Origin of the sequence: Fundicoccus culcitae (assembly GCF_024661895.1) — a bacterium.
GTDB lineage: Bacteria > Bacillota > Bacilli > Lactobacillales > Aerococcaceae > Fundicoccus_A > Fundicoccus_A culcitae.
This window is the reverse complement of sequence record NZ_CP102453.1, coordinates 1,256,648-1,278,762: the sequence shown is the minus strand read 5'-3', so window position 1 is coordinate 1,278,762 and position 22,115 is coordinate 1,256,648. Positions and strand designations below refer to the sequence as shown.

21 protein-coding genes are annotated in these 22,115 nt (G+C 40.7%); 10 read left to right on the top strand and 11 right to left on the bottom strand.

The genetic code is table 11. The features are described 5' to 3' along the window. Nucleotides 1–425 precede the first annotated feature (425 nt). Both NRE15_RS05820 and NRE15_RS05815 read left to right on the top strand, forming a co-directional pair. Nucleotides 426–1,538, top strand: a complete 1,113-nt coding sequence (locus tag NRE15_RS05820; protein WP_313794655.1) for an AAA family ATPase — start codon at nt 426–428, stop codon at nt 1,536–1,538. Between the two features lie 34 nt (nt 1,539–1,572). Next, entirely contained in the window at nt 1,573–1,887 is a 315-nt protein-coding gene (locus NRE15_RS05815) for a hypothetical protein (RefSeq protein ID WP_313794654.1), read from the top strand. Between the two features lie 767 nt (nt 1,888–2,654). Here the strand turns inward: NRE15_RS05815 and NRE15_RS05810 are convergent. The 3 genes from NRE15_RS05810 to NRE15_RS05800 all read right to left on the bottom strand — a co-directional run bounded on the left by NRE15_RS05810 (nt 2,655) and on the right by NRE15_RS05800 (nt 5,698). Then, the gene (locus tag NRE15_RS05810) at nt 2,655–3,026 is read right to left on the bottom strand and encodes a hypothetical protein (protein WP_313794653.1); all 372 of its coding nucleotides are present in this window, start codon (nt 3,024–3,026) and stop codon (nt 2,655–2,657) included. Between the two features lie 230 nt (nt 3,027–3,256). After that, nucleotides 3,257–4,345 (bottom strand): alpha/beta hydrolase family protein, encoded by a 1,089-nt coding sequence (locus NRE15_RS05805; RefSeq protein ID WP_313794652.1) that lies wholly within the window; start codon nt 4,343–4,345, stop codon nt 3,257–3,259. Between the two features lie 186 nt (nt 4,346–4,531). Beyond that, on the bottom strand, nt 4,532–5,698 hold the full coding sequence (locus NRE15_RS05800; RefSeq protein ID WP_313794651.1) for a nucleotide sugar dehydrogenase: 1,167 nt from the start codon (nt 5,696–5,698) through the stop codon (nt 4,532–4,534). A 195-nt stretch (nt 5,699–5,893) separates the two neighbouring features. On the opposite strand from NRE15_RS05800, the gene NRE15_RS05795 reads away from it, so the two are divergent. Further along, nucleotides 5,894–6,280: a hypothetical protein gene (locus NRE15_RS05795; RefSeq protein ID WP_313794650.1), complete on the top strand. Its 387-nt coding sequence runs from the start codon at nt 5,894–5,896 to the stop codon at nt 6,278–6,280. 78 nt (nt 6,281–6,358) lie between these two features. Here the strand turns inward: NRE15_RS05795 and NRE15_RS05790 are convergent, their stop codons facing one another. The 5 genes from NRE15_RS05790 to NRE15_RS05770 form a co-directional block, all read right to left on the bottom strand. Next, nucleotides 6,359–6,778: a hypothetical protein gene (locus NRE15_RS05790; protein ID WP_313794649.1), complete on the bottom strand. Its 420-nt coding sequence runs from the start codon at nt 6,776–6,778 to the stop codon at nt 6,359–6,361. After that, on the bottom strand, nt 6,738–7,292 hold the full coding sequence (locus NRE15_RS05785; RefSeq protein ID WP_313794648.1) for a hypothetical protein: 555 nt from the start codon (nt 7,290–7,292) through the stop codon (nt 6,738–6,740). The genes NRE15_RS05790 and NRE15_RS05785 overlap by 41 nt, the downstream gene beginning before the upstream one ends. A 59-nt stretch (nt 7,293–7,351) precedes the next feature. Further along, nucleotides 7,352–8,263 (bottom strand): nuclease-related domain-containing protein, encoded by a 912-nt coding sequence (locus tag NRE15_RS05780; RefSeq protein ID WP_313794647.1) that lies wholly within the window; start codon nt 8,261–8,263, stop codon nt 7,352–7,354. 1 nt (nt 8,264) lies between these two features. After that, nucleotides 8,265–9,365, bottom strand: a complete 1,101-nt coding sequence (locus NRE15_RS05775) for a hypothetical protein (protein WP_313794646.1) — start codon at nt 9,363–9,365, stop codon at nt 8,265–8,267. A 136-nt stretch (nt 9,366–9,501) separates the two neighbouring features. Beyond that, on the bottom strand, nt 9,502–10,509 hold the full coding sequence (locus NRE15_RS05770) for an aldo/keto reductase (protein ID WP_313794645.1): 1,008 nt from the start codon (nt 10,507–10,509) through the stop codon (nt 9,502–9,504). A gap of 144 nt (nt 10,510–10,653) precedes the next feature. Here NRE15_RS05770 and NRE15_RS05765 point away from each other — a divergent pair, with 144 nt between their 5' ends. Then, on the top strand, nt 10,654–11,967 hold the full coding sequence (locus NRE15_RS05765; RefSeq protein WP_313794644.1) for a CehA/McbA family metallohydrolase: 1,314 nt from the start codon (nt 10,654–10,656) through the stop codon (nt 11,965–11,967). Between the two features lie 11 nt (nt 11,968–11,978). After that, nucleotides 11,979–12,794 (top strand): DUF4430 domain-containing protein, encoded by an 816-nt coding sequence (locus tag NRE15_RS05760; protein WP_313794643.1) that lies wholly within the window; start codon nt 11,979–11,981, stop codon nt 12,792–12,794. A 253-nt stretch (nt 12,795–13,047) separates the two neighbouring features. Here the strand turns inward: NRE15_RS05760 and NRE15_RS05755 are convergent, their stop codons facing one another. Then, nucleotides 13,048–13,812, bottom strand: a complete 765-nt coding sequence (locus NRE15_RS05755; RefSeq protein ID WP_313794642.1) for a hypothetical protein — start codon at nt 13,810–13,812, stop codon at nt 13,048–13,050. Between the two features lie 103 nt (nt 13,813–13,915). Here NRE15_RS05755 and NRE15_RS05750 point away from each other — a divergent pair, with 103 nt between their 5' ends. Next, nucleotides 13,916–15,208: an O-antigen ligase family protein gene (locus NRE15_RS05750; RefSeq protein WP_313794641.1), complete on the top strand. Its 1,293-nt coding sequence runs from the start codon at nt 13,916–13,918 to the stop codon at nt 15,206–15,208. A 16-nt stretch (nt 15,209–15,224) separates the two neighbouring features. Here NRE15_RS05750 and NRE15_RS05745 read toward each other — a convergent pair whose 3' ends face one another. Both NRE15_RS05745 and NRE15_RS05740 read right to left on the bottom strand, forming a co-directional pair. After that, nucleotides 15,225–15,614, bottom strand: a complete 390-nt coding sequence (locus NRE15_RS05745; RefSeq protein WP_313794640.1) for a type II toxin-antitoxin system death-on-curing family toxin — start codon at nt 15,612–15,614, stop codon at nt 15,225–15,227. A gap of 4 nt (nt 15,615–15,618) precedes the next feature. After that, nucleotides 15,619–15,858, bottom strand: coding sequence for an AbrB/MazE/SpoVT family DNA-binding domain-containing protein (locus NRE15_RS05740; RefSeq protein ID WP_313794639.1), 240 nt, complete (start codon nt 15,856–15,858; stop codon nt 15,619–15,621). 183 nt (nt 15,859–16,041) lie between these two features. Here NRE15_RS05740 and NRE15_RS05735 point away from each other — a divergent pair, with 183 nt between their 5' ends. The 4 genes from NRE15_RS05735 to NRE15_RS05720 all read left to right on the top strand — a co-directional run bounded on the left by NRE15_RS05735 (nt 16,042) and on the right by NRE15_RS05720 (nt 22,091). Continuing rightward, the gene (locus NRE15_RS05735; RefSeq protein ID WP_313794638.1) at nt 16,042–17,355 is read left to right on the top strand and encodes a nucleotide sugar dehydrogenase; all 1,314 of its coding nucleotides are present in this window, start codon (nt 16,042–16,044) and stop codon (nt 17,353–17,355) included. Nucleotides 17,356–17,367: 12 nt separating this feature from the next. Further along, nucleotides 17,368–18,342, top strand: a complete 975-nt coding sequence (locus NRE15_RS05730) for an SDR family oxidoreductase (RefSeq protein WP_313794637.1) — start codon at nt 17,368–17,370, stop codon at nt 18,340–18,342. A gap of 456 nt (nt 18,343–18,798) precedes the next feature. Then, nucleotides 18,799–20,883 (top strand): FAD-dependent oxidoreductase, encoded by a 2,085-nt coding sequence (locus NRE15_RS05725; RefSeq protein ID WP_313794636.1) that lies wholly within the window; start codon nt 18,799–18,801, stop codon nt 20,881–20,883. A gap of 257 nt (nt 20,884–21,140) precedes the next feature. After that, nucleotides 21,141–22,091: a YsnF/AvaK domain-containing protein gene (locus NRE15_RS05720; RefSeq protein ID WP_313794635.1), complete on the top strand. Its 951-nt coding sequence runs from the start codon at nt 21,141–21,143 to the stop codon at nt 22,089–22,091. Nucleotides 22,092–22,115 lie beyond the last annotated feature (24 nt).

Genomic DNA, 22,115 nt, shown 5'->3' with positions numbered 1-22,115 from the left:
AGATAATATAATTATCCTTGCCACTTGAAGGATAACAAAAATATTTTAATAAATAAAGTGTTATGTGTTTTGGTTTTGGTATAGGTGGGTTTTTGGATAAATAATTATAATATATGGTGTAGCATTTTAGTGATATATCCGTTGGGAGTTATGATTAAATTTTATAAAAAAGAAGTATTTATTTTATTGGAGTCCACTTATCTGATATGAAATTGAGACTAAATAAAAATGGGAAATAGTAAAGACAGGTGCGGTAGTAAATTAGGTTGGGGGTATTTAGTATTTTTTAAAAACATTAGTAAAAATACGGATTTACCTTTAAAATTACGAAAAATACATTTAAAATGCATTTTTGTGTGATTTTATTTCGAATTTCGTATATTATAGAGTAAAAGAATGTAGTTGAAGAAATGGTGTTGAAAGATATGAATAATGAAATATTACAAATAATTAGTGCAGGGATTAATAAAAATCCTCAGAAAGTAATAAACTACTCAAAACGGCTAAGTGCGTATTATAAAGACAATGGAAATCAGAGATTTAGTCAAAAAATTGATAAATTACTTGATGAGAGTAATTTAAATACCGTTTCTCTAGATAGTTTAAAGGTAAAACCGTTTGATAAAGATAGTCATTTAGATATTGTTGATGTAAAAATTCCTACATTATTTAATGACAACAAAAACTTGTATTTTTCTCAATCTGTAGAGGAGGAAGTTGAGGATTTTATCCAAAGTTATCGTTTGCGAAATAAATTAATGGATCAAAATATTTATTTTAATAATAATTTGCTATTATATGGTCCTCCAGGTTCCGGAAAGACATCTTTAGCTACTTACATAAGTAATAAAACAAACTTGCCATTAATTACTGCCAAATTAGATAGTATAGTTTCATCTTTACTTGGAAGTACCGCTAAAAATATCCGGAAATTATTTGAATATGCGGATTCTCAACCTTGTATACTTTTTTTAGATGAGTTTGATGTGTTAGCAAAGAATCGAGATGACTCTCATGAATTAGGTGAACTAAAAAGAGTGGTCAATAGTTTGTTACAAAATATTGATTCTTTTAGCAACAGTAGCATCTTGATAGCTGCAACTAATACTCCATCTTTGTTAGATAATGCCGTATGGCGAAGATTTGATACAAAAATTGAATTAAAACTCCCAGACAGAATGATACGAAAAGAATTAGTAAGAGAATATTTAAGTGATTTTTCTAATAACATTATTAGTAATGATAAACAGATGGATATTTTATGTGATATTTTTGAAGGTGAAACACCTGCTAATATTCAGAATATAATTGTTTCTGCCATTAAAAAATGTATTATACATAATAAGAACAGTGTTTTGTTTACTGATATTTTGTATGAATGTCTCATTCACAAATATGGTTCTCATTTAGAATATTCGAATTCAGTTTTATATTTAAGAAACTATGGTGTTACACAAAAGGATATTTCGGAAACCTTAGATATTTCTGTGAGACAGGTCCGAAATGTATTAAAGGAGGAGATTAATAATGCCAAATAATCCGTAATAAAATTTCTACAAAGGGATAATGATAATGCTAGGCCACCAAGTTGTGGTTCTGATAAAACATTACTCGATTGATTTATCAACGCTAACGGATAGTAATAAAAAGAAATATATGTTAGGTAGTCGAAGCTGGTATTTATATTTGGACAACCAATATAGAAATTTTGTTATTAAAGAACTTGAAGAAAAGAGTTTACTACCAGAGACTAAATATTCATTGATTATATCCATAGAAGACCCAGATAAAGAAAAGAATGTATATCATGATACTATTTCTAAATTAAATCAACTAAACTATATTCATAGTCCGATTAGGACGGATATTCATATTGATGTTGAGTAAATTAATTTGTATTTGACATTGAAAGTGACATAAAAGTGATAAGACGATAGGAAGCTCCATTTCAAAAGGAGTTTCCTTTTGCTTTCTTCAGAAATACATAAAAACTTGTTTTTCTAACATCATAAAATGTATAATATAATTACAATATATGTAATAAAGTTGAAAGACTAATCGATTTAATTTATTGGGAAGAAGGATATTGTGGGGATAAATAAGTTGAAAAAGCTTTAAGTGAGAGTTTTTCAGAATATAGGAAGGGTATTTGTTACTCTCGTGATACTTTCGTTTTTTATTGAAAACCAAAATTTCTATAGATTGTTTTTGCTATTTACCCACACATCATATGTCTGAAAAAATAATAAGGGGTTGTCACGATTATGAAAAAAATAGCTGATTTTTTTAGGAGACATAGAAGGAAAGTAGTCATTTTTATAATTGGTTTTATTTGTGGGCTTATTTTGAGTAGCATTACCTAAATAAAGAAAACAGGAAAAATAAACCATTTTTCCTGTTTTCTTAATTTAATCTGCTCCTGGTTCCTTCTGGGTAACCGATCACCATAAACCGTTAGATTTTTCTCAGGTATATTGATGCCAATCCTGTTCAAATTTATATCATATCATTTTGTGTTGAGAATGGTTGGCTTGTAAGAAGGTTCATCAGCGTGAGTCATAGTTGGAATGAGAATGAACAGTACCAAAGTAAAGAAAATCATCCTAATAAATATCTTTGCTTATAGTGATGCGATTATTTTGAAACCAATATTCTTATCGAATTGTGATTGCTTCTCTATGAAGGAAACCGCCAATGATTGTTCCAAGGTAGACGGGCGCAACTTTAATGAATGCATCCATCAGTTGGTTGCCTTGACTTAAACCGTAAAGAATAAATGGAATAGAAGCGATTAGAATCATTGCGATGTCATCGCTAGTTTTTATTTGGTTAGATTTTTTGGATATTTTATAACTATTGACAAGAAATTGACCGACAACAGCACAAAGAGGTAAGAAGAAATAAAGGTTTATATTATCCCAAGTGAGTTCAGTCGATGAAAAAAAATCGATTAAAAAGAACAGAAGACAAATAAGTCCTGTGATAAGCCCCACTTTAAGCAAATTATGGGTAAGTTTTTGCAGCATTTTCTCACCTTTCTCTAAACGTAGTTTTCTATTAAATTCTTTACAACATCTGAAAGGGTTGTATTAAATAGTTGATAGGATATCCATTCAAATAAATTATAACCCATTAGATATATTAGGAAAAATAAAATGAAATTTCTTATTTTTTTACCGTTTATTTTCATTGATTCCACCTTCTAACAATAATATTTCAATTTAATTATACTATAATATAATATTAATTGAAATAATTAGTTGCTGAGATATTTATTTAAAAAATCTAAGACTTGGTGGTTGATTTCAAGTAGTTTGTCTTCAGCGGGTTTAGTGTTTAGACCGCTGTCAAGTAGGTTGGTTATGATGGGGGAGACCAACGACATATCAGTCAGGCCTATATGGCCGGATCCCTCGACATGGTGGTTAACAAATTCTGGTGAATCTAGGTTGATGAGGCGCTGGTTCATTTCATAGGTGGTAATGTCATCAAGGCGACCCCAGAGTGCATCCGAATAAATATGGAGTATGGGTACGGGATATTTTTCATGGGTAAATACGTACTCATCGCCTTCGATGCCGGTAATATCGGCGAAGAAAGGTGCTTCCAATGAAATTACGGCTTGTATCGTTTCTGGGCGTGAGCGACCGATTGCTAAGGCAGCTGAGCCGCCTAGGGAATGTCCTGCCAAAATGATTTGATTGGGATCTATGGCTTGGGTGATTTCATGGTCGAAGGTTTGGTTAAGGATAGAATCTATGACATAGTTGAGGTCTTCTAGGCGGATGCTCATCCAATTCTGTGCGCTTTCTATTGTTGCTTCTAAGTCGTTTGCTCCTTGTGATTGCATGACTTCATTGAAAAAGGTTGGGTTGACAAAAATGGTTGACCCATCAGACATGTCTGCAAAGAACGAGTGATGAGGATGAGAAAGGCTAACAACGATATAAGATTGAGAGGCTAATTCTAAGAAAAGGGTTTCGTTCGAATCAGCGACACCAAATGATCCATGTGAGAAGATAAGGATTGGGTGCTGCTTGTTTTCTTGATTTTCAGGTGCCCATATTTTGATGGGGATTTCTCTGTTGTCGCCGTTTGTTTCCATGCCTGGGATAGCGGTTGGGTGTGTTAAGTAAATGGTGCTGACGTTGACCGTTTCGTTTCCGCTTGGTCGAAGAGCTGGGCTTAATGGGAACAGGTATTTAAAGGTTAGAACAAGGCTTGCTATAAGGGTGGTCAATAGGAGGGCAAATTTTTTCCATCGTGGTCTGATTTTTTTGAATAAGGTTATGAAAAAGAGAAGGATGGTAACGATTAATAGGACTAGCCAAAAGGTGGGGCTCATTTTATCACCTCATTAATGTTTTATAGTTATATTGTAAGATATTTTCTGGTGTGGCGGAATTGACGGATGTCATATTTGTGGGTGAAGATTGTCATTGTTAGTGGTGGTGAGAAAAGATTTTGAAAAAGCAGGCTAATTCGAGGTGAATTAGCCTGCTTTTTTTAGGGGGTATTTATTTGAAGGGGTTTAATCGCGGTTGAAGACGTCGCGGGTGTAGACTTTTTCTTCGACGTCCTTCAATTCTTTGGACATGCGGTTGGCGACGATAACGTCTGAAATTTCTTTGAATTCATCAAAGTCTTTGATGACGCGGGAATTGTAAAAGTTGTCAGCGTCGAGGGTTGGTTCGTAAACCACAACCTCGATGCCTTTAGCTTTGATGCGTTTCATAACGCCTTGGATGGCGGATTGTCTAAAGTTGTCCGAACCGTCTTTCATGGTGAGGCGGTAAATGCCCACAATGGTTGGGTTCCGTTTGAGAATCATATCGGCAATGTGATCTTTACGGGTTCTGTTGGCGTCAACAACGGCGGTCATGATGTTTTGTGGCACGTCTTCGTAGTTAGCCAGTAATTGTTTGGTATCTTTTGGTAGGCAGTAGCCGCCGTAACCAAAGGATGGGTTGTTGTAATGTGTCCCAATTCTTGGATCAAGGCCAACGCCTTCGATGATGTCTTTGGTGTTGAGGCCTCTGACTTCGGCGTAGGAGTCGAGTTCATTAAAGTAAGCCACGCGTAGTGCTAGATAGGTGTTGGCAAAGAGTTTAATGGCTTCGGCTTCGGTTGAGTCGGTGAAAAGGACCGGGATGTCTTCGTCTAAAGCCCCTTCAACTAAGAGGTTGGCGAAGACTTCGGCGCGTTCTGATTTTTCGCCGACGACAATTCTTGATGGGTGAAGGTTGTCATAGAGGGCACGGCCTTCGCGTAAAAATTCGGGTGAAAAGATAATGTTGTCGGTGTGATATTTTTCTCGGATGGTTTTAGTGTAGCCAACGGGTACGGTTGATTTGATGACCATTACAGCGTTCGGGTTGATGCGGATAACGTCTTCGATGACTTTTTCGACACTTGAGGTGTCAAAGTAGTTTTCATCGGGGTCGTAGTTGGTTGGGGTGGAAATGATGATGTAATCGGCATCTTTATGGGCTATTTCTGGGTCGGTTGTGGCGGTTAGGTCAAGTTGGTGGTTCTTTAGGTAGTCTTCGATTTCGGTATCTTGAATGGGTGAGATGCGGTTGTTGATCATCTCGACTTTTTCTTCAAGGATGTCGAGAGCGGTGACTTGGTTATTTTGGGCGAGGAGGACGGCATTTGATAAGCCGACGTAGCCTGTTCCAGCAACGGTTATTTTCATAGGTGTCAGGTAGCTCCAATCTGTTGAGTTTGTATAGGGTTATTGTAGCATATTCTGAGGGGGATGTGGGGATTGGGGTGTGTAGATTAGAAAAGTGTGTGGTAGAATTTGGGTATATGAGTCGTGTTTTAGACGTTGAGGATGATTATCGTTGATTTGTTGCGAGTTTGAAGTAAAGAAAGGGGTTTGTCATCAATGGAAACAGCCAAAACTTTTAAAATCGGGAGAACTATTTTGAAAAAAATCGAGTTTTATGAACCAGAAGATTTTAACATTTCTAATTACAATGTTTCAACATTACCAGAATTTACCGAGGATAGAAGGGATATGAGGATGCTTACTTCTATTGAAATAACCAATGAAACTAACGTCATTCTGTCCGTCGAATTATATATTTATTTTTATTTACTGGAGGATTATCAAGTTATCTCCAAAAATAATGAAGAATATCGAAACATGATTAGACTTTGTTTTATTGAGTTAGATTATTTTATACATACGATATTTAGGAATACATCACACGGAATTGAATTTAAACTTGATATTGATGGGATGTTGGAAGAATCTGGATCGGATAGTTGATAGGTAATAGATCGGAAAGGTGATTATCGAGATGGGGTGAAGAGGGGGAGGTTTAAGTAAGGTGTTGGGATGGGTAGGTTAAGGTGGTGGTGTGGAGGGATGGCGGAATGCCGGACGTCGATGGGAAATGAGCTCCGGGAAGTTAGTTGGGGTGCGAAGAAAAAGTAGAATGGCGGACGTCGATTTTGTGGGAAGTCCGAAAGTTGATTTGGCGGACGTCGTTGTGAAATGAGATCCGACAAGTTGATGTGGAAGAGGAAAAGCCGGACGTCGATTGAGCGTGACAGCCGGCAAGTTGGTTTGGTGGACGTCGATGTGAAATGAGATCCGGCAAGTTGACGAGATGGCAGGAAAATTAGGTAATGCCGGACGTCGATTTCGTGGGAAGTCCGGCAAGTTGGTTTGGTGGACGTCGATGTGAAATGAGATCCGGCAAGTTGACGAGATGGCAGGAAAATTAGGTAATGCCGGACGTCGATTTCGTGGGAAGTCCGGCAAGTTGGGATGGCGGACGTCGTTGTAAAAAGAAAGCCGGCAAGTGGGTGGGATGCGAAGAAAAAGTGGAAACGCCGGACGTCAATTTCGCGGGACATCCGAAAGTTGATTTGGCGGACGTCGTTGCAGAATGAAATCCGGCAAGTGGTGAGATGCGAAGAAAAAGTGGGAATGCCGGACGTCGATTTCGTGGAACATCAGGCAAATTGGTTTGGTGGACGTCGTTGTGAAATGAGATCCGGCAAGTGGGTGAGATGCGAAGAAAAAGTGGAAAAGCCGGACGTCGATTGAGCGTGACAGCCGGCAAGTTGGTTTGGTGGACGTCGATGTGAAATGAGATCCGGCAAGTTGACGAGATGGCAGGAAAATTAGGTAATGCCGGACGTCGATTTCGCAGGACATCCGGCAAGTTGATTTGGCGGACGTCGATGGGAGATGAAATCCGGCAAGTTGGACGGAAGGTCCATAATGACAAATAAGGCGGCTTTCGATATTCATCGAGAGCCGCCAAACGCAAATGCCGGCTCTCTTTGTGAAAATAAAGCCGGCATTTATTTGGAATTGTAAAGATATGGGTTAATTTATTTTGTAGTAGGTTTGTTTGCTTTGATTGACTTGGGTGAAGCGAGTGTTCATATGTTTGCGAATGGTGCGTGATGAGATTTCATTCCCCATCAGGTCGCAGAGATATTTAGTTTTGAGCATTTCGGGGTGTTTATGGAAGAGAAGCTTGAGTTCGGTCGCGTGGCGAAAAATAGCGCTTTGTTTGGATTCGGTGGTGCCGCAGTGCGGGCAGTGGATGTGGTAGCGGTGAATATTCAGTTGGTAATTCAGACATTTTTTGCAGTAGATGCCGTGCTGAAGTTGATTGAATGCATTTGGGAGTAGCGTGTCGTAGTCAAATGGGTATTCGGTTCGGTAGCGATCGAATTTATTGTGGATAACGCTAAGAAGGCCGTCGGACATGGGTTCAACAGGGTTCAATGTTTCGATATAAAGCTTCAGTTCGTTCCGATGAATGATTTCAACCGGAAAAATGGTGTTGATGTTTGTTTTTGAATGCTCATTAATAAATATCATTGCCGATGTGACTTGGATGTTATTATTAATTTCATTGGCGATTTTCTGGATGCGGTTGGTGCGTGTTTTCATGGAAAGGAAATTGTCGCCATCCATGCTTTTTCCATTTAGTCTACTTTCACCGTTGTTATATTCGTAGAGGCCAAGGTAGTTTTTGACGTCGACTACTATCCAGTGAAAGTTTGAAAGTAAGACAAAGTCTGCTTGCTTGGCAAATCCTTTTTTGAACCAGTAGTCTTCTATTAGGTCCCAGCTTGTGCGACAGTATTTGTCAAACCAATTTTTAAATTCGAGTTCTCCTGCGTATCCTTTGGATAAGTATTCGAATCTTTGTCTTTGGTCATAAGTCAGTGTGATTTGGCGATTTTTCATAAACTCTAGTGACAGTAATTCATTGTTCTTTTGCATATTATAAAATTCCTCCTTTATAATAAATACACAAAAAATCGCCGATTACACTTTTTAAAGTGCTTAAATTTTTGTTAAGATTTTTTGGGAGAGGTGGTTTGGCGGTTTTCGTGGGTAGGAATGGTGGAGGAAGGCCGGTGTGGAGGGGAAAGTGTGGAAATGATGGGTGTAGATTTTGAGTGAGAGTTGGCGAGTTGGCGGGGTATGTAGAAAAGCCGGACGTCAATTTCGCGTGACATCCGGCAATTAGGTTTGGCGGACGTCGATGTGAAATGAAATCCGGCAAGTTGATGAGATGGCGGGAAAATGTAGAAAAGCCGGACGTCAATTTCGCGTGACATCCGGCAATTAGGTTTGGCGGACGTCGATGTGAAATGAGATCCGGCAAGTTGATGGTGATGAGGGAAAATGTAGAAAAGCCAGACGTCGATTTCGTGGGAAGTCCGGCAATTAGGTTTGGCGGACGTCGTTGTGAAATGAAATCCGGCAAGTTGATGAGATGGCGGGGAAATGTAGAAAAGCCGGACGTCGATTTCGCGTGACATCCGGTAAGTGGGTTAGGCGGACGTCGATGTGAAATGAGATCCGGCAAATTGATGAGATGGCGGGAAAATGTAGAAAAGCCGGACGTCGATTGAGCGGGAAGTCCGGCAAGTGGGTTTGGCGGACGTCGATATGAAATGAGATCCGGCAAATTGATGAGATGGCGGGAAAATGTAGAAAAGCCGGACGTCGATTGAGCGGGAAGTCCGGCAATTGGGTTTGGCGGACGTCGTTGTGAAATGAAATCCGGCAAGTTGATGAGATGGCGGGGAAATGTAGAAAAGCCGGACGTCGATTTCGCGTGACATCCGGTAAGTGGGTTAGGCGGACGTCGATGTGAAATGAGATCCGGCAAATTGATGAGATGGCGGGAAAATGTAGAAAAGCCGGACGTCGATTGAGCGGGAAGTCCGGCAAGTGGGTTTGGCGGACGTCGATATGAAATGAGATCCGGCAAATTGATGAGATGGCGGGAAAATGTAGAAAAGCCGGACGTCGATTGAGCGGGAAGTCCGGCAATTGGGTTTGGCGGACGTCGATGAGAAATGAGATCCGGCAAATTGATGAGATGGCGGGGAAATGTAGAAAAGCCGGACGTCGATTGAGCGGGAAGTCCGGCAATTGAGTTTGGCGGACGTCGTTACGAAAAGAAGTCCGGCAAGTTAGTTGGTTACGCCTCTCTCAACCCCTCAAACCTACTTCTTCCGCCATTGGCTTCCAAAGGATTTTTGTTGGCTTTCGACATGGCCGCGATGGCCGTGGACGGGGAGCTTGTCCAATGCGGTTTCTAATGCGTTGAATTCTTCATCGGTCAGTTCAACGTTCCATGCACTCAGATTTTCGATGATACGTTCTTGGTTTTTTGAACCGGGAATGGGGACGACGTTTGGATATTTATGAAGCATCCAAGCTAAAGAAATTTGGGCGTTGGTTGCGCCTTTAGCTGAAGCAAATTGCGTGATCAAATCAATGATGGGTTGATTGGCGGTCAGATTTTCCTTAGATAACTGTGGGACAAATTTTCTGACATCGTCGCCTTCGAATTTGGTTTCGGTAGTGACTTTGCCGGATAGCAGTCCGCTAGCAATCGGGGAAAATGGCACGACGGTGATACCGTTGGCTAGGCAGTAGGGAAAAATGTCTTTTTCGGCATCTCTTTCGACCATGGAGTAGAGGTTTTGAACGGCGGCCACCGGGGTTTCTTCGTGGGCGTTAGCCAGTTGTTCAACGGAAACTTGCGATAAACCCCATTCTTTAATCAAACCTTCGTTGATCAACTGCCCCATAACCTCCGCAATATCTTCCAACGGAATCAATTCATTTACACGATGCAAATAATAAAGGTCTCCGTAATCGGTCCGCAAATTTTGTAGTGAAGCCTCCAAGTGTTTGCGAATCGCTGCATATAAATCCACCTCGTCCGTGATTTCATTTTCATCAAGGTGAAATTTGGTGGCTAAAACAATTTTTTCTCTAAAAGGCTCGACAGCTTTTCCAACTAGTTGTTCATTGTGACCCGGATAAAACATTTCTTTACCATAAGATTCCGCCGTGTCAAAAAAGTTACAGCCAAAGTCATAAGCCTTGCGAATGGCGTCGATACTATATTCTTCCGAAGGCACTTGCCCATAACCGTGCGAAAACCCCATACATCCCATGCCAACCGGCGAAACGTCTAAACGTCCAATTTTTCTCGTTTTCAAATAAATATCCCCTTTCCTTTCTTTTTTCATATTTATTTTACCATAAAAAAGCAGAACTTTTTACAATAAATTTACAGTAAATTAACAGTGATATGTTATTATATTGACGGCTAAAAAGTTACTTTGTCAGATGAGGTGTTCATTATGCGTTGGATGAAAAAGCTGGTGGTTTTGATGGGGATATTTATTATAGGGGTTTTGCCAAGTGTGAAGGCGGAGGAGGTCAAAGAGGCGACGGTGGCGGGGACGATTGTGGATGAGGCTGGGCAGGCGCTGATTGCGCAAGTGGTTTTTTATAATGATGCGTCTTTGATGCGGCTGAACACGGATTTGTTGGGACGCTATTCGACGAAGTTGCCGCTGGGGGACTATACGATGGAAGTTAGCAAAGGGTCCGAGTATGAGATAAAAGATGTTACGGTGAGTGTAGAAGATAGACGTGCTAAATATATCGAACCCGTTGTGTTGAAACAATTATATGAAACGGACTGGTTGTCGGGGGATTTGCATCAGCATACGCTTTCCAGTTTCGATGGGTCAGATTCGCCGGCGAACGTTTTGTTGTCGAATTTGGCGGTTGGCTTAGATTTTGGTTTTGTGACGGATCATAATGATATGCGGGCGAATGCTGAATTTACCGCGCAGCCGTTTGAGGATTTCCTTGCTTTTGCTGGCACTGAAGTAACGACCGACCTTGGTCATTTTAATGCCTTAAATTTTAATAAATATCTCGATTTTGATGTGCCGAATGGTGAGGCGGATTTAGAGCCGATGTTTAATCAAATTCAATCCGATGATGCGGCTTTGTTGCAGGTTAACCATCCTCTGCGGGATAATTTTAAGTTTGAAGATATGGAAATGATTGAACGCTTTGATTTAATTGAGGTGTGGAATGGCAAAGCCTTGCCGCCTTATGTTGAAGGTGATTCCAATGAACAAACAAAATTGTATTGGTTTGACTTGTTGAATGAGGGGATATTTATTCCAATGACCGCTGGTTCGGATAATCATGATATTCAGGGGAATCGGATGTTTTTGACGGATGAAGGTGAGCAAACGGAGGCGGAGTATTTTTTCAATCGGCGGATGTATAGTGGGTCGCCGCGAACGGTTGTTTATGCGGAGGATAAGGGGCAAGAAGACGTTTTGGAGGGTTTGGAAGAAGGGCACTCGTTTGTGACCAATAATCCGTTGATATATTTATCGGTGGAAGGTGCGATGGTGGGTGAAACGGTCGAGGCGGGTGAGTTAACGGTGGAGGTTGACATGCAATCAAATCGTGAGCTTGAGGAGATGCGGTTGTATTTGAATGGGGAAGTGGTTGAAAGGCAGGCTGTGGAGGTATTGGAATTTCAGCAGGTGTTCTTAATGGATTTAGAGGCAGGCGATTGGGTGGTTTTGGAAGTTTTAGGTGCTAGTGGAGATTATGCGTTGACTAATCCAGTATTTATTAAATAGGAGGCATTTTTGTGAAAAAATTAGTGCAAATGATGGTGACTTTATTGATGGTGTCATTTTTTAATGTGACGGTTATGGCTGAAGAGGATATGGCCACTTTTGAAGGCGAAGGAACGACGGAGACACAGGTTGATTTTAGAATTGTGACGGTTGAGGGCGAGGTATTTTTTGAGGATGAGGTTCTACTGATTGACGACACGCCGACGGTTTTGGATGCTTTATCGGCTGCGATTGATTTTGCTGAACTTGATTATTTTCCAAGTGGCGATGCTGAGGGTGACGACAATATTTATCGGGGTGAAATAGAAGGTTTGGCTTCAGACGACCCTTATTTTTGGATGGCATTTATTAATGGTGAGGCAACGGAAACGAATGTAGCTCGACAAGAAATTAGCGACGGCGATTTGGTGGAGTTGATTTACGGGGATGTGGAGCAAGGTTATGTGGAAGTGCCTCGACAAGCAGTGGTCTATCAAGGTGAAGGTGACACTGAGACACGGGTACAGTTGTTGGTACGCACAACGGAAAACGAAGTGTTATTTAATGATGAGGTGTTAATTATTGATGATGCGCCAACGGCTTACCAGGCATTGGTGGCGGCTGCTGAGGCTCAAGATTTGGAGTTAGCGGTGAATGGTGACGATGAAAATATGTTTCTTGAAGGTATCGAAGACTTAATCAGCGAAAACCCAAATTTCTGGATGATTTATGTCAATGGCGAGCCTGCCGAGGTGGGAATGGCAGTGTTGGAAGTGGATGAGGACGATCTTGTTGAGTATGTTTATGGCGATTATTCTTTGGGGTATGTGGAGTTTGAGGAAGAGTAAGGTTATTTGGGGTGTAATTGTTTGGGGAAAATGAAACACTGAAGAATGACGGCTTTCGATTTCGGTTGAGAGCCGTCATGTTTTTTGTTGGACTTCGATAAGGGGGGGTTTGGGGAAGTAGGAGGGTGGGGATTTGGGGGATTTGGGGATTTGGGGGATTTGGGGATTTGGGGAAAAGGCGGACGTCGATTGAGCGGGAAGTCCGGCAAGTGGATGAGATGGAGAGAAAATGTTGGAATGGCGGACGTCGATTTCACGTGAAAACCGGCAAGTAGGTTTGGCGGACGTCGATGGGAAATGACATCCGGCAAGTTGAAGAGATGGAGGGGAAAAAAAGAAAAGGCGGACGTCGATTTCGCGTGAAGACCGGCAAATAGGTTTGGCGGACGTCGATGATAAATGACATCCGGCAAGTTGGTGTTTTGGAGAGGAAAAGAAGAAAAGGCGGACGTCGATTTCGCGGGACATCCGGCAAGTTGGAATGGCGGACGTCGATTAGGAATGACATCCGACAAGTTGGTGAGGTGGAGGGGAAATCTGGAAAAGGCGGACGTCGATTTCGCGTGAAGACCGGCAAATAGGAATGCCGGACGTCGAAGAGAAATGACATCCGGCAAGTTGGTGGGGATGCGAAGAAAAAGTGGAATGCCGGACGTCGATTTCGCGGGAAGACCAGCAAGTAGGTTTGGCGGACGTCGAAGAGAAATGACATCCGGCAAGTGGATGAGATGGAGAGAAAATGTTGGAATGGCGGACGTCGATTTTGCGTGAAGACCGGCAAGTAGGTTTGGCGGACGTCGATGGGAAATGACATCCGGCAAGTTGGTGGGGATGAGAAGAAAAAGTGGAATGCCGGACGTCGATTTCGCGGGAAGACCGACAAGTGGGTTTGGCGGACGTCGATGGGAAATGACATCCGGCAAGTTGAAGAGATGGAGGGGAAAAGAAGAAAAGGCGGACGTCGATTTCGCGTGAAGACCGGCAAGTGGGTTTGGCGGACGTCGATGAGAAATGACATCCGGCAAGTGGAGTGGGGGATTGTTTTTCGTTGTCATTTGACTGGCAAACATGTGATAATAAACGCATGCCATGTAGTTTTCTTTGAAATGAGGTGTTTCGGTGTGCAAAAATGGCTTATTGGGCTTATTTATTTGGCGATTCTTTTAGCGTTTTTTCCTTTTGATACCAGTGTTTATATGCAGGTGGGCGTTGCGGCGGTTATTCTGCTGTCTTTGGTTTGGGGGTTGGCGCAGGGGCGGATTCGGTTTAGGCAGGTGTTGAATCCTTACACGGTATTGATGGCGATCTTGTTATTGTGGTCGTTGCTGTCGATTTTTTGGGTGGTTGACCGGGCTAGTTGGATTACGGCGAACGGTATTTTGTTTGTGACGGTGGTTTTTGCGTTTGCGCTATGTTATTTATTGCCTTTGGATGGGTTTCGCAAGCAGTTGAGTTGGTTTTTGGTGGGGATTGTGGTTGTTCACAACTTGGTTGCTTGGTATGATTTGTACCGTTACATGGGGTCTTTAACAATAAATATCGCTGAATTAATTGAGACCTTTCAATTATCGGGGGGAATGACGTTTTTTGGTAATGTGAATGATTTTGCTTTACTGAGTTTGTTTGGGTTGATTTTTGTATTGAGTTGGCAGCCTTTTGAAGGTGAGGTTGTTTCCCGTGTTAAGAAAGGGTTACTGGTGGGGTTTAAGGGGATATTTATTTTAAGTAGTTTGTTGATGATCTATTTTGTGCATTCGCGAGGGATTTTGTTTGCGGCGTTTTATGCTATTATTTTTTATTTTATTTTGCAGATTCGGCAAGGTTGGCTGCGGCGGATTACTTTGGGTTTGATTTTGCTGGCGGCTTTGATGACGGTTGTGCTGATGTATTCTGAGATTATGGATGCGTTGTGGAGTGATGGGTCGTTTGTGGTGCGTTTGAATTTGATTCGGAATGGTTGGCAGCATTTGAAGGCGAGTAATTATTTGGGTGTTGGGGCCGGGAATACGGAATATTATATGGCGCATTTTAATTATCATTACACGGCGGGCTATAATGTGATGCACAATTGGTGGATGGGGATGCTGGTTGAGTATGGGGTGCCGTATTTTATTGTGTATGCTTTGTATCATGTGCGGGTCTTTTTGACGGCTTTTTATTGGAGTGTTGTGTATAAGAGTGGGATTGGGAAATTTGTGGCGACTTGGTTGTTGGCTTTTATTGTCGCTGGTTTTATTCCGAATACCTTGTTTAATTTTTTGTGGTTTTGGTTGATTCATAATTTTGTGTTTGTATGGTTTGAATATCGTGCCGGGGATGTGCGGTATGAGGGTAAGCAAGTGGATTTGGATTTTGGGTTGAAAGAGCGGTTGAACCGTGTGAGTGAATGGTTGGAGGCGCGGTTTGTGAGTTGATAGTGAAAAACGAGACCTATGATAGTAATGTGGTCTCGTTTATTATATCTTCGATTAATTTTTTTATGTCTTCTTTTTTGATTAGATTTTCGGCGATGCCTACAACGATGTCTTCAAAAATTACGGGTAATGTTTCAGCGGCTAATGGATACCCATTTAGCTCTAAAAGGACTGAAGTCGTGGCAATTGCTGTTCGCTTGTTGCCATCGAAAAATAAGTGACTTTTTATGATTGAAAACATTAAATGAGCCATTTTATCTGACAGGCTAGGATACGAATCATCGTTTTGTATATTATTCAATACACTATCTAATTGGCCATTGTTTTTAACCCCTGGAAATCCACCTGAAAGTCTAATGACAGTGTCATGTATCTCGATAACCTGTATAGTTGTTAAATAGATCATTATCTTATTTATCTTTTAAACGTAGAAAGACATCTAAGTTTTTATTGATTATTCGTTCAGCGATGTCGATATGGGTCGTATCAGGTCTTTTTTCCGTTTTTATCATAAGTGTTGACTCCTCTTCAATAATATCTAGAGAGTCTCCAGCTTTTAGGTTATATTTTTTGATTAAGCTGTTTGGAATCAAGATGGCATTGCTATTTCCCCATTTTCTTAGCTCGACTGTTTCCTTGGTTTTGTCCATAATATCACCTCTGTATAATTATACAATATATAATTATACTTTTCACTGTATAACTATAATTCGTATCACTCAGTTTATCATATAATGTAAGGAAATTGTAAAGTGAATCACAAAATCTATATGCTTAGAAGAAAATTGTAGTATAATAAAAAGGAATATTTATTAAAAGATAAGAGGGATGACATGGATTTATATGAAAAAATAATGAACCGCCAAGAAAAAATATCACTGGTGGGCTTAGGTTATGTGGGAATGCCGATTGCGGTGTCTTTTGCCAAACATGTGGATGTGTTGGGTTACGACTACAATGCGGAAAAAGTAGACTTGTATTTACAAGGCTTTGATCCGACGAATGAAGTCGGTGATGAGGCGATTAAGGCGACATCAGTGGATTTTACGGCGGATGCGAGTCGCTTGAAGGAAGCTAAGTTTCATATTGTAGCGGTGCCGACGCCGATAACAGAGGATAAGGTGCCAGATTTGCGTCCTGTGCGGTCGGCGACTAAGACTTTGGGGCAAAATTTAACCAAGGGTTCCTATGTGGTCTTTGAATCGACGGTTTATCCGGGAGTGACGGAAGAGATTTGTATTCCGATTTTGGAAGAGGAATCTGGTTTGAAGGCGGGTGTCGACTTTAAAGTGGGCTATTCGCCGGAACGGATAAATCCGGGTGATAAAGAGCACCGTTTAGAAAATATCGTTAAAGTGGTTTCTGGGATGGACGAAGAATCACTCGATGTGATTGCCAAAGTGTATGAAATCGTGGTGGAAGCTGGGGTCCATAAAGCGGAGTCGATTAAAGTGGCGGAAGCGGCTAAGGTGATTGAAAATTCGCAACGGGATATCAATATTGCTTTTATGAATGAATTAGCGATGATCTTTAATAAGATGGATATTGATACGAATGCGGTCTTGCGGGCTGCGGGGACAAAGTGGAACTTTTTGAAGTTTACGCCGGGGCTTGTTGGCGGTCACTGTATTGGGGTGGATCCTTATTATTTGACCTATAAAGCGGAACAAGAGGGCTATCATTCCCAAATTATTCTATCCGGTCGTCGGATTAATGATGATATGGGTAAATATATTGTGGAAAATGTGATTAAGAAATTGATTGAAGCGGATCGTCCAGTCAAACATGCTAAGGTGGCGATAGTTGGCTTTACTTTTAAAGAAAATACCCCTGATACGCGAAATACACGGGTGATTGATATTGTGCATGAGTTGGAAGAGTACGGGATTACACCATTGATTACGGATGCGGTAGCAGATGCGAAAGAAGCTAAGCATGAATATGGTTTGGACTTTGTGGCTATGGATGATATTCGTGACATGGATGCGGTGATTGTAGCCGTGAGTCATGATGAATATAAGACGTTGACGGTGGAAGACTTTGATACATTGTATGCGGATAATGGTCCGAAGGTGTTAATTGATGTGAAGTCCATGTATGAGCGTGCGGACTTCGAGAATAGCAATTATATTTATTGGAAGTTATAAGGGGGTCCTTGGGTGGGTTATCAAGATGTTGCGTTTCCGGACGGCAGTCGGTTTTTGGTGACTGGCGGGGCTGGTTTTATTGGGTCGAATTTAGTGGAAGTGTTGCTGGATAAAGGCTATTTTGTGCGGATTTTGGATGATTTGTCTAATGGGCATATTGAAAATATTGAGCCGTTTTTGGGTAATGCGCAGTGTGAATTTATCGAAGGGGACATTGTGGATTTCGATACGTGCTTAGAGGCGGCGGATGGGATTGATTATGTCTTGCATCAGGCGGCGTGGGGCAGTGTGCCGCGGTCGATTGAGATGCCTCAGCATTATGAAAAGGTGAATGTGCAGGGGACGCTGAATATGATGGAGGCGTCGGTGCAAAAGGGTGTGAAGAAGTTTGTTTACGCGTCGAGTTCGTCGGTGTATGGGGACGAGCCGAATTTACCGAAGCAGGAAGGGCGCGAGGGGAATTTGTTGTCGCCTTATGCCTTGACCAAGAAGACCAATGAAGAGTATGGCAAGTTGTACAAGACGTTGTATGGTTTGGATACTTATGGGATGCGGTATTTCAATGTGTTTGGGCGACGCCAGGATCCGGACGGGGCTTATGCGGCGGTCATTCCGAAGTTCATTAAGATGTTGTTGAATGATGAAGTGCCGGTGATTAATGGCGATGGTAAGCAGAGTCGGGATTTTACTTATATTGAAAATGTCATTGAGGCGAATTTGAAGGCGTGTTTGGCATCGAGTGAGGTGGCTGGGCAAGCGTTTAATATTGCTTATGGCGGGCGTGAGTATTTGATTGATGTGTACTATGCTTTGGCGCAGGCTTTAGGTAAGGATGTGGAGCCGGTGTTTGGACCGGACCGTCCGGGGGATATTAAGCATAGTAATGCGGATGTGAGTAAGGCGCGTGAATTGTTGGGGTATGATCCAGAGTATAGTTTTGAGCGCGGGATTCAGGAAGCGATTGATTGGTATGTGGAGAATTTGTAGGTAGTAACTGTGATTAGTTAAATATGAATAAGCGTTTTAAGAACCGAGTATTTTTAGAAAATTGTGAATTCGTCCTGAGTCGAGTAGGCCAGTGCGTTATTGAGGCAATTATTTAAAAAATCTTGGTTCTTTTTGATGTTAAGGGTAAATGATTCTTGAGTTTACTAGCGCAAGAGGAAATGTGATGAAAAAAGAAATAATAATTGAATGGGTGTTCATGTTCGTTAACTTTTGCACAAATTATTGAATAGTGAATATTTCTTTGGATTGGCATGACGAGTTCAATGAAATATTTTTATATAAATCGGATTAGGTCAACCGGTAAAACGCTTTTATAAATATATTAATTCGCTATTATATATATTTAAAACTTATTGTTATCTTGACGATAAAGATTGAGAAAGTTATACTTAATTCATAGATTATGTGAAGACTATAACATAGGAGGTTGATTTGATGGTTAAGAAAATTGGGAAATGGCTAGTTGTTTTCTTAGTTATGTTATTGGCAATTGGAGGGATTAACTTAGATCATGCGACAGCAGTAGATGGTGTTTTCCAAGGTAGTAGTAGTGGGATGCAAGGACCAATTACAGCAGAGATTACTGTAGAAAATAATCAGATTACAGATATTACTTTCCCGGTAAATAGTGAGACTGTTTCAGTTGCTCGGGTTGCTTTTGAACGAATTCCACAGCAAATTATAGAGTATCAGAGTTTATCGATGGATGTTGTTACTGGTGCAACTCTTTCTAGTAATGCAATAATAAGAGCCGTAACAGCTGCGGCTGAAGAAGCAGGTCTGGATGTAGACGCGATGAAAGCCAATGAAGTTGTTTTAACACCTTCGGAAAATCAAGAGATTAGTACTGATATATTAGTTATTGGTGGAGGTGGAGCTGGATTTTCTGCGGCAATTACTGCAGCACAAGAAGGTAAAAATGTCATTTTAATTGAGAAAAGTTCTTTTTTAGGTGGCAATACTCTAATGGCGGGAGATGCGATTAACGCTGTGGATCCTGAAGCCCAAAAAATTATGATATTATCAGAAGCTCAAAAAGACACGTTAGATAGTTATTTAGCATTAACTAGTGATGATGAAAATTTGAAATTTGAAGAATTCCCTGAATGGCAAGCTGTTTTAGAACAATTGCAAGCAGATATCACGAAATATTATGAAGATAATGAAGGAACTGAAGCGGGGGTTGATATGCCTGGTTTTGACTCGGTCGCTTTACATATGTGGCATACTTATACAGGTGGATTAAGAGAGTTAAATGATGGTACATGGGTTGCTCCAGATTATGAATTAGCTAAAACTCTCGCTGAAGGAGCCTTTGGCGCCGTTGAATGGATGGATGAAGTTGGTTTAGAGCCTTCTTATGGTGAAAATGCTGAAGCTGGAAATGGCCAAAAAGGTCTATATACAGTTCTAGGTGCCATGTGGCCAAGAACACATACTTTTATTGCTGGTGAAGAGCGAATTGATATTTTAGAAGATGCCGCTTTAAGTGCTGGGGTTGAGGTTTATAAAGAAACTCGTGGGACAGAATTAATTACAAACGACGATGGTGCTGTAATTGGCGTAAAGGCAGTTCAAGCAGATGGTAGTCAAATTACTTTCAATACAATTCATGGTGTTATTATTGCTTCAGGAGGTTATTCTGCTAATCCAGCCATGGTTAAAGAATACGATGAATATTGGGGCGATGACTTAACCGATAGAACATTATCAACCAACGTTGGAACAAATGAAGGTGATGGTATTGTTATGGCACAAGCAGTTGGTGCAGATGTTGTAGATATGGGAATTGCTCAATTAATGCCTTCTTCTTCGCCTGTTAAAGGTACTATGACTGATGGTATTTGGGCAGATGCTGGAGCACAAATTTGGATTAATGCAGATGGTGAGCGTTTCGTAAATGAGTACGCTGAACGTGATGTTTTAGCTCAAGCTTCATTAGAACAAGAAAATGGTATTTTCTACATAATTTATGCAGGTGTTCCTGACGGTAGTGGTGAACTACTTAAAGGTTCAACTTTAGAAGATTCATTATTTGGAAATACAGTTGAAAATATGTTGAATACTGGACATATTTGGTATGGTGAAACTTTGGCAGAACTAGCAGAAGCGACTCAGGAAGCAGCTGCTGGACAAATACCAGCATTTACTGAAGAACAATTACGTGCAACAATTGAACAATACAATTCTTATGCTGCTGAGCAACATGATCCTGACTTTGGAAAAGAAGTAATTTCTGGAGCGATTGATTTAGATTTCATTGATAATACTGAAGGGTATGGTATTGTTATTTCACCTCGTAAAGCTTCCTTGCATCATACTATGGGTGGGATTAAAATTAATGAGAAAACTGAAGTGCTAGACACAGAAGGGAATGTCATTCCTGGTTTATGGGCAGCTGGAGAAGTTACTGGTGGCGTTCATGCAGGGAATCGTCTAGGTGGTAATGCTATTTCTGACGTATTTACCTTTGGTACTATTGCTGGAGAAAATGCCGCGAATAGTGACCCAATCGAGTAAGTGATTTTATAACTAATTATCTCTCTAGTCAGCATATTTGTTGAATAGAGAGATTTTTTTGTTAAATAAATAAAAATATTTATTTTATAGTTCAAACCTATTAAGTTAATTAAATAATCGTATGGATAGGAATTCGTTGCTTTAAACATAGTCCGAAGCGATATTTATTTAAAGTTTATTGAGTCATATTATTAACACTTTATTTATAAAATATAATATAATTGCTTTAATAATTATATTAGAAAGGGTGTTAAGTAATGGCAAGAAAGTATGTTTATGGTGTTTACCAATCAGTGACTGAAACAGAGGATGCAGTTCGTTACATCTTGGATCAAGGTGTGCCACGCACGAGTGTATCGGTTGTGGGGGATACGGACCATGGTTATAATGGAGATGTTGAATTTACTGCTTATAGAGATTTATTAGATGATCAAGAAGATAACCGTGGCTTCTTTGCCCGTTTATTTAATTGGGATGATGATGTAAATTCAGATGAGTTTGTCAATGTCGATTTCAATGAGTATAGAGATTCTTTGGATCGTGGTGATTTATTGGTTTTAATTGACCAAGATTATGAAGATCGGATTCCTTTATTTAATACGGAACACCCGGCGGTTGATGACTCTCAAAGTGATGATGTTATCGTGGATGATGTTGCGTATGGCAATCAATATGTGGATGAAGTAGACTATACAGATGGTTCATTAAATGATGAAATGCGTTTGGATGATGAAGACCCACTTATATATGATACGGATTATACAGTTGATGATGATGTTCATTTAGAAGATGACTATGATGGTGTTGGAGAAGTGGATTTAGATGCTGACACGGATCGTATTCGTCTACATGAGGAACGCGTTCATGCGGATGTGCGTCGTAAAGAGGATGGCGAAGTGCATATTTCAAAAGAAATTGTTGAAGATACGGAAACCATTGAAGTGCCTGTTGAACGCGAAGAAATTCATATTCGTCGTACCACCCCAACTGAAGGTATGGATGATGAAGAGTTAGTTGAGGAAGATATCGTGATTCCTGTGTCTGAAGAAGAAGTGGTTTTATCGAAAGATACCGTGGTGACGGATGAGTTTGAAGTTGAAAAAACACGTCATACTGACCATGAAACAGTTACCGAAACGACTCGTCGTGAAGAGCTGGATATCGATGATGTGGATGGACATGTGGTTGAGGATGACGAGGCGTTTTAGTTTATAATCGGTTTATAGTATATA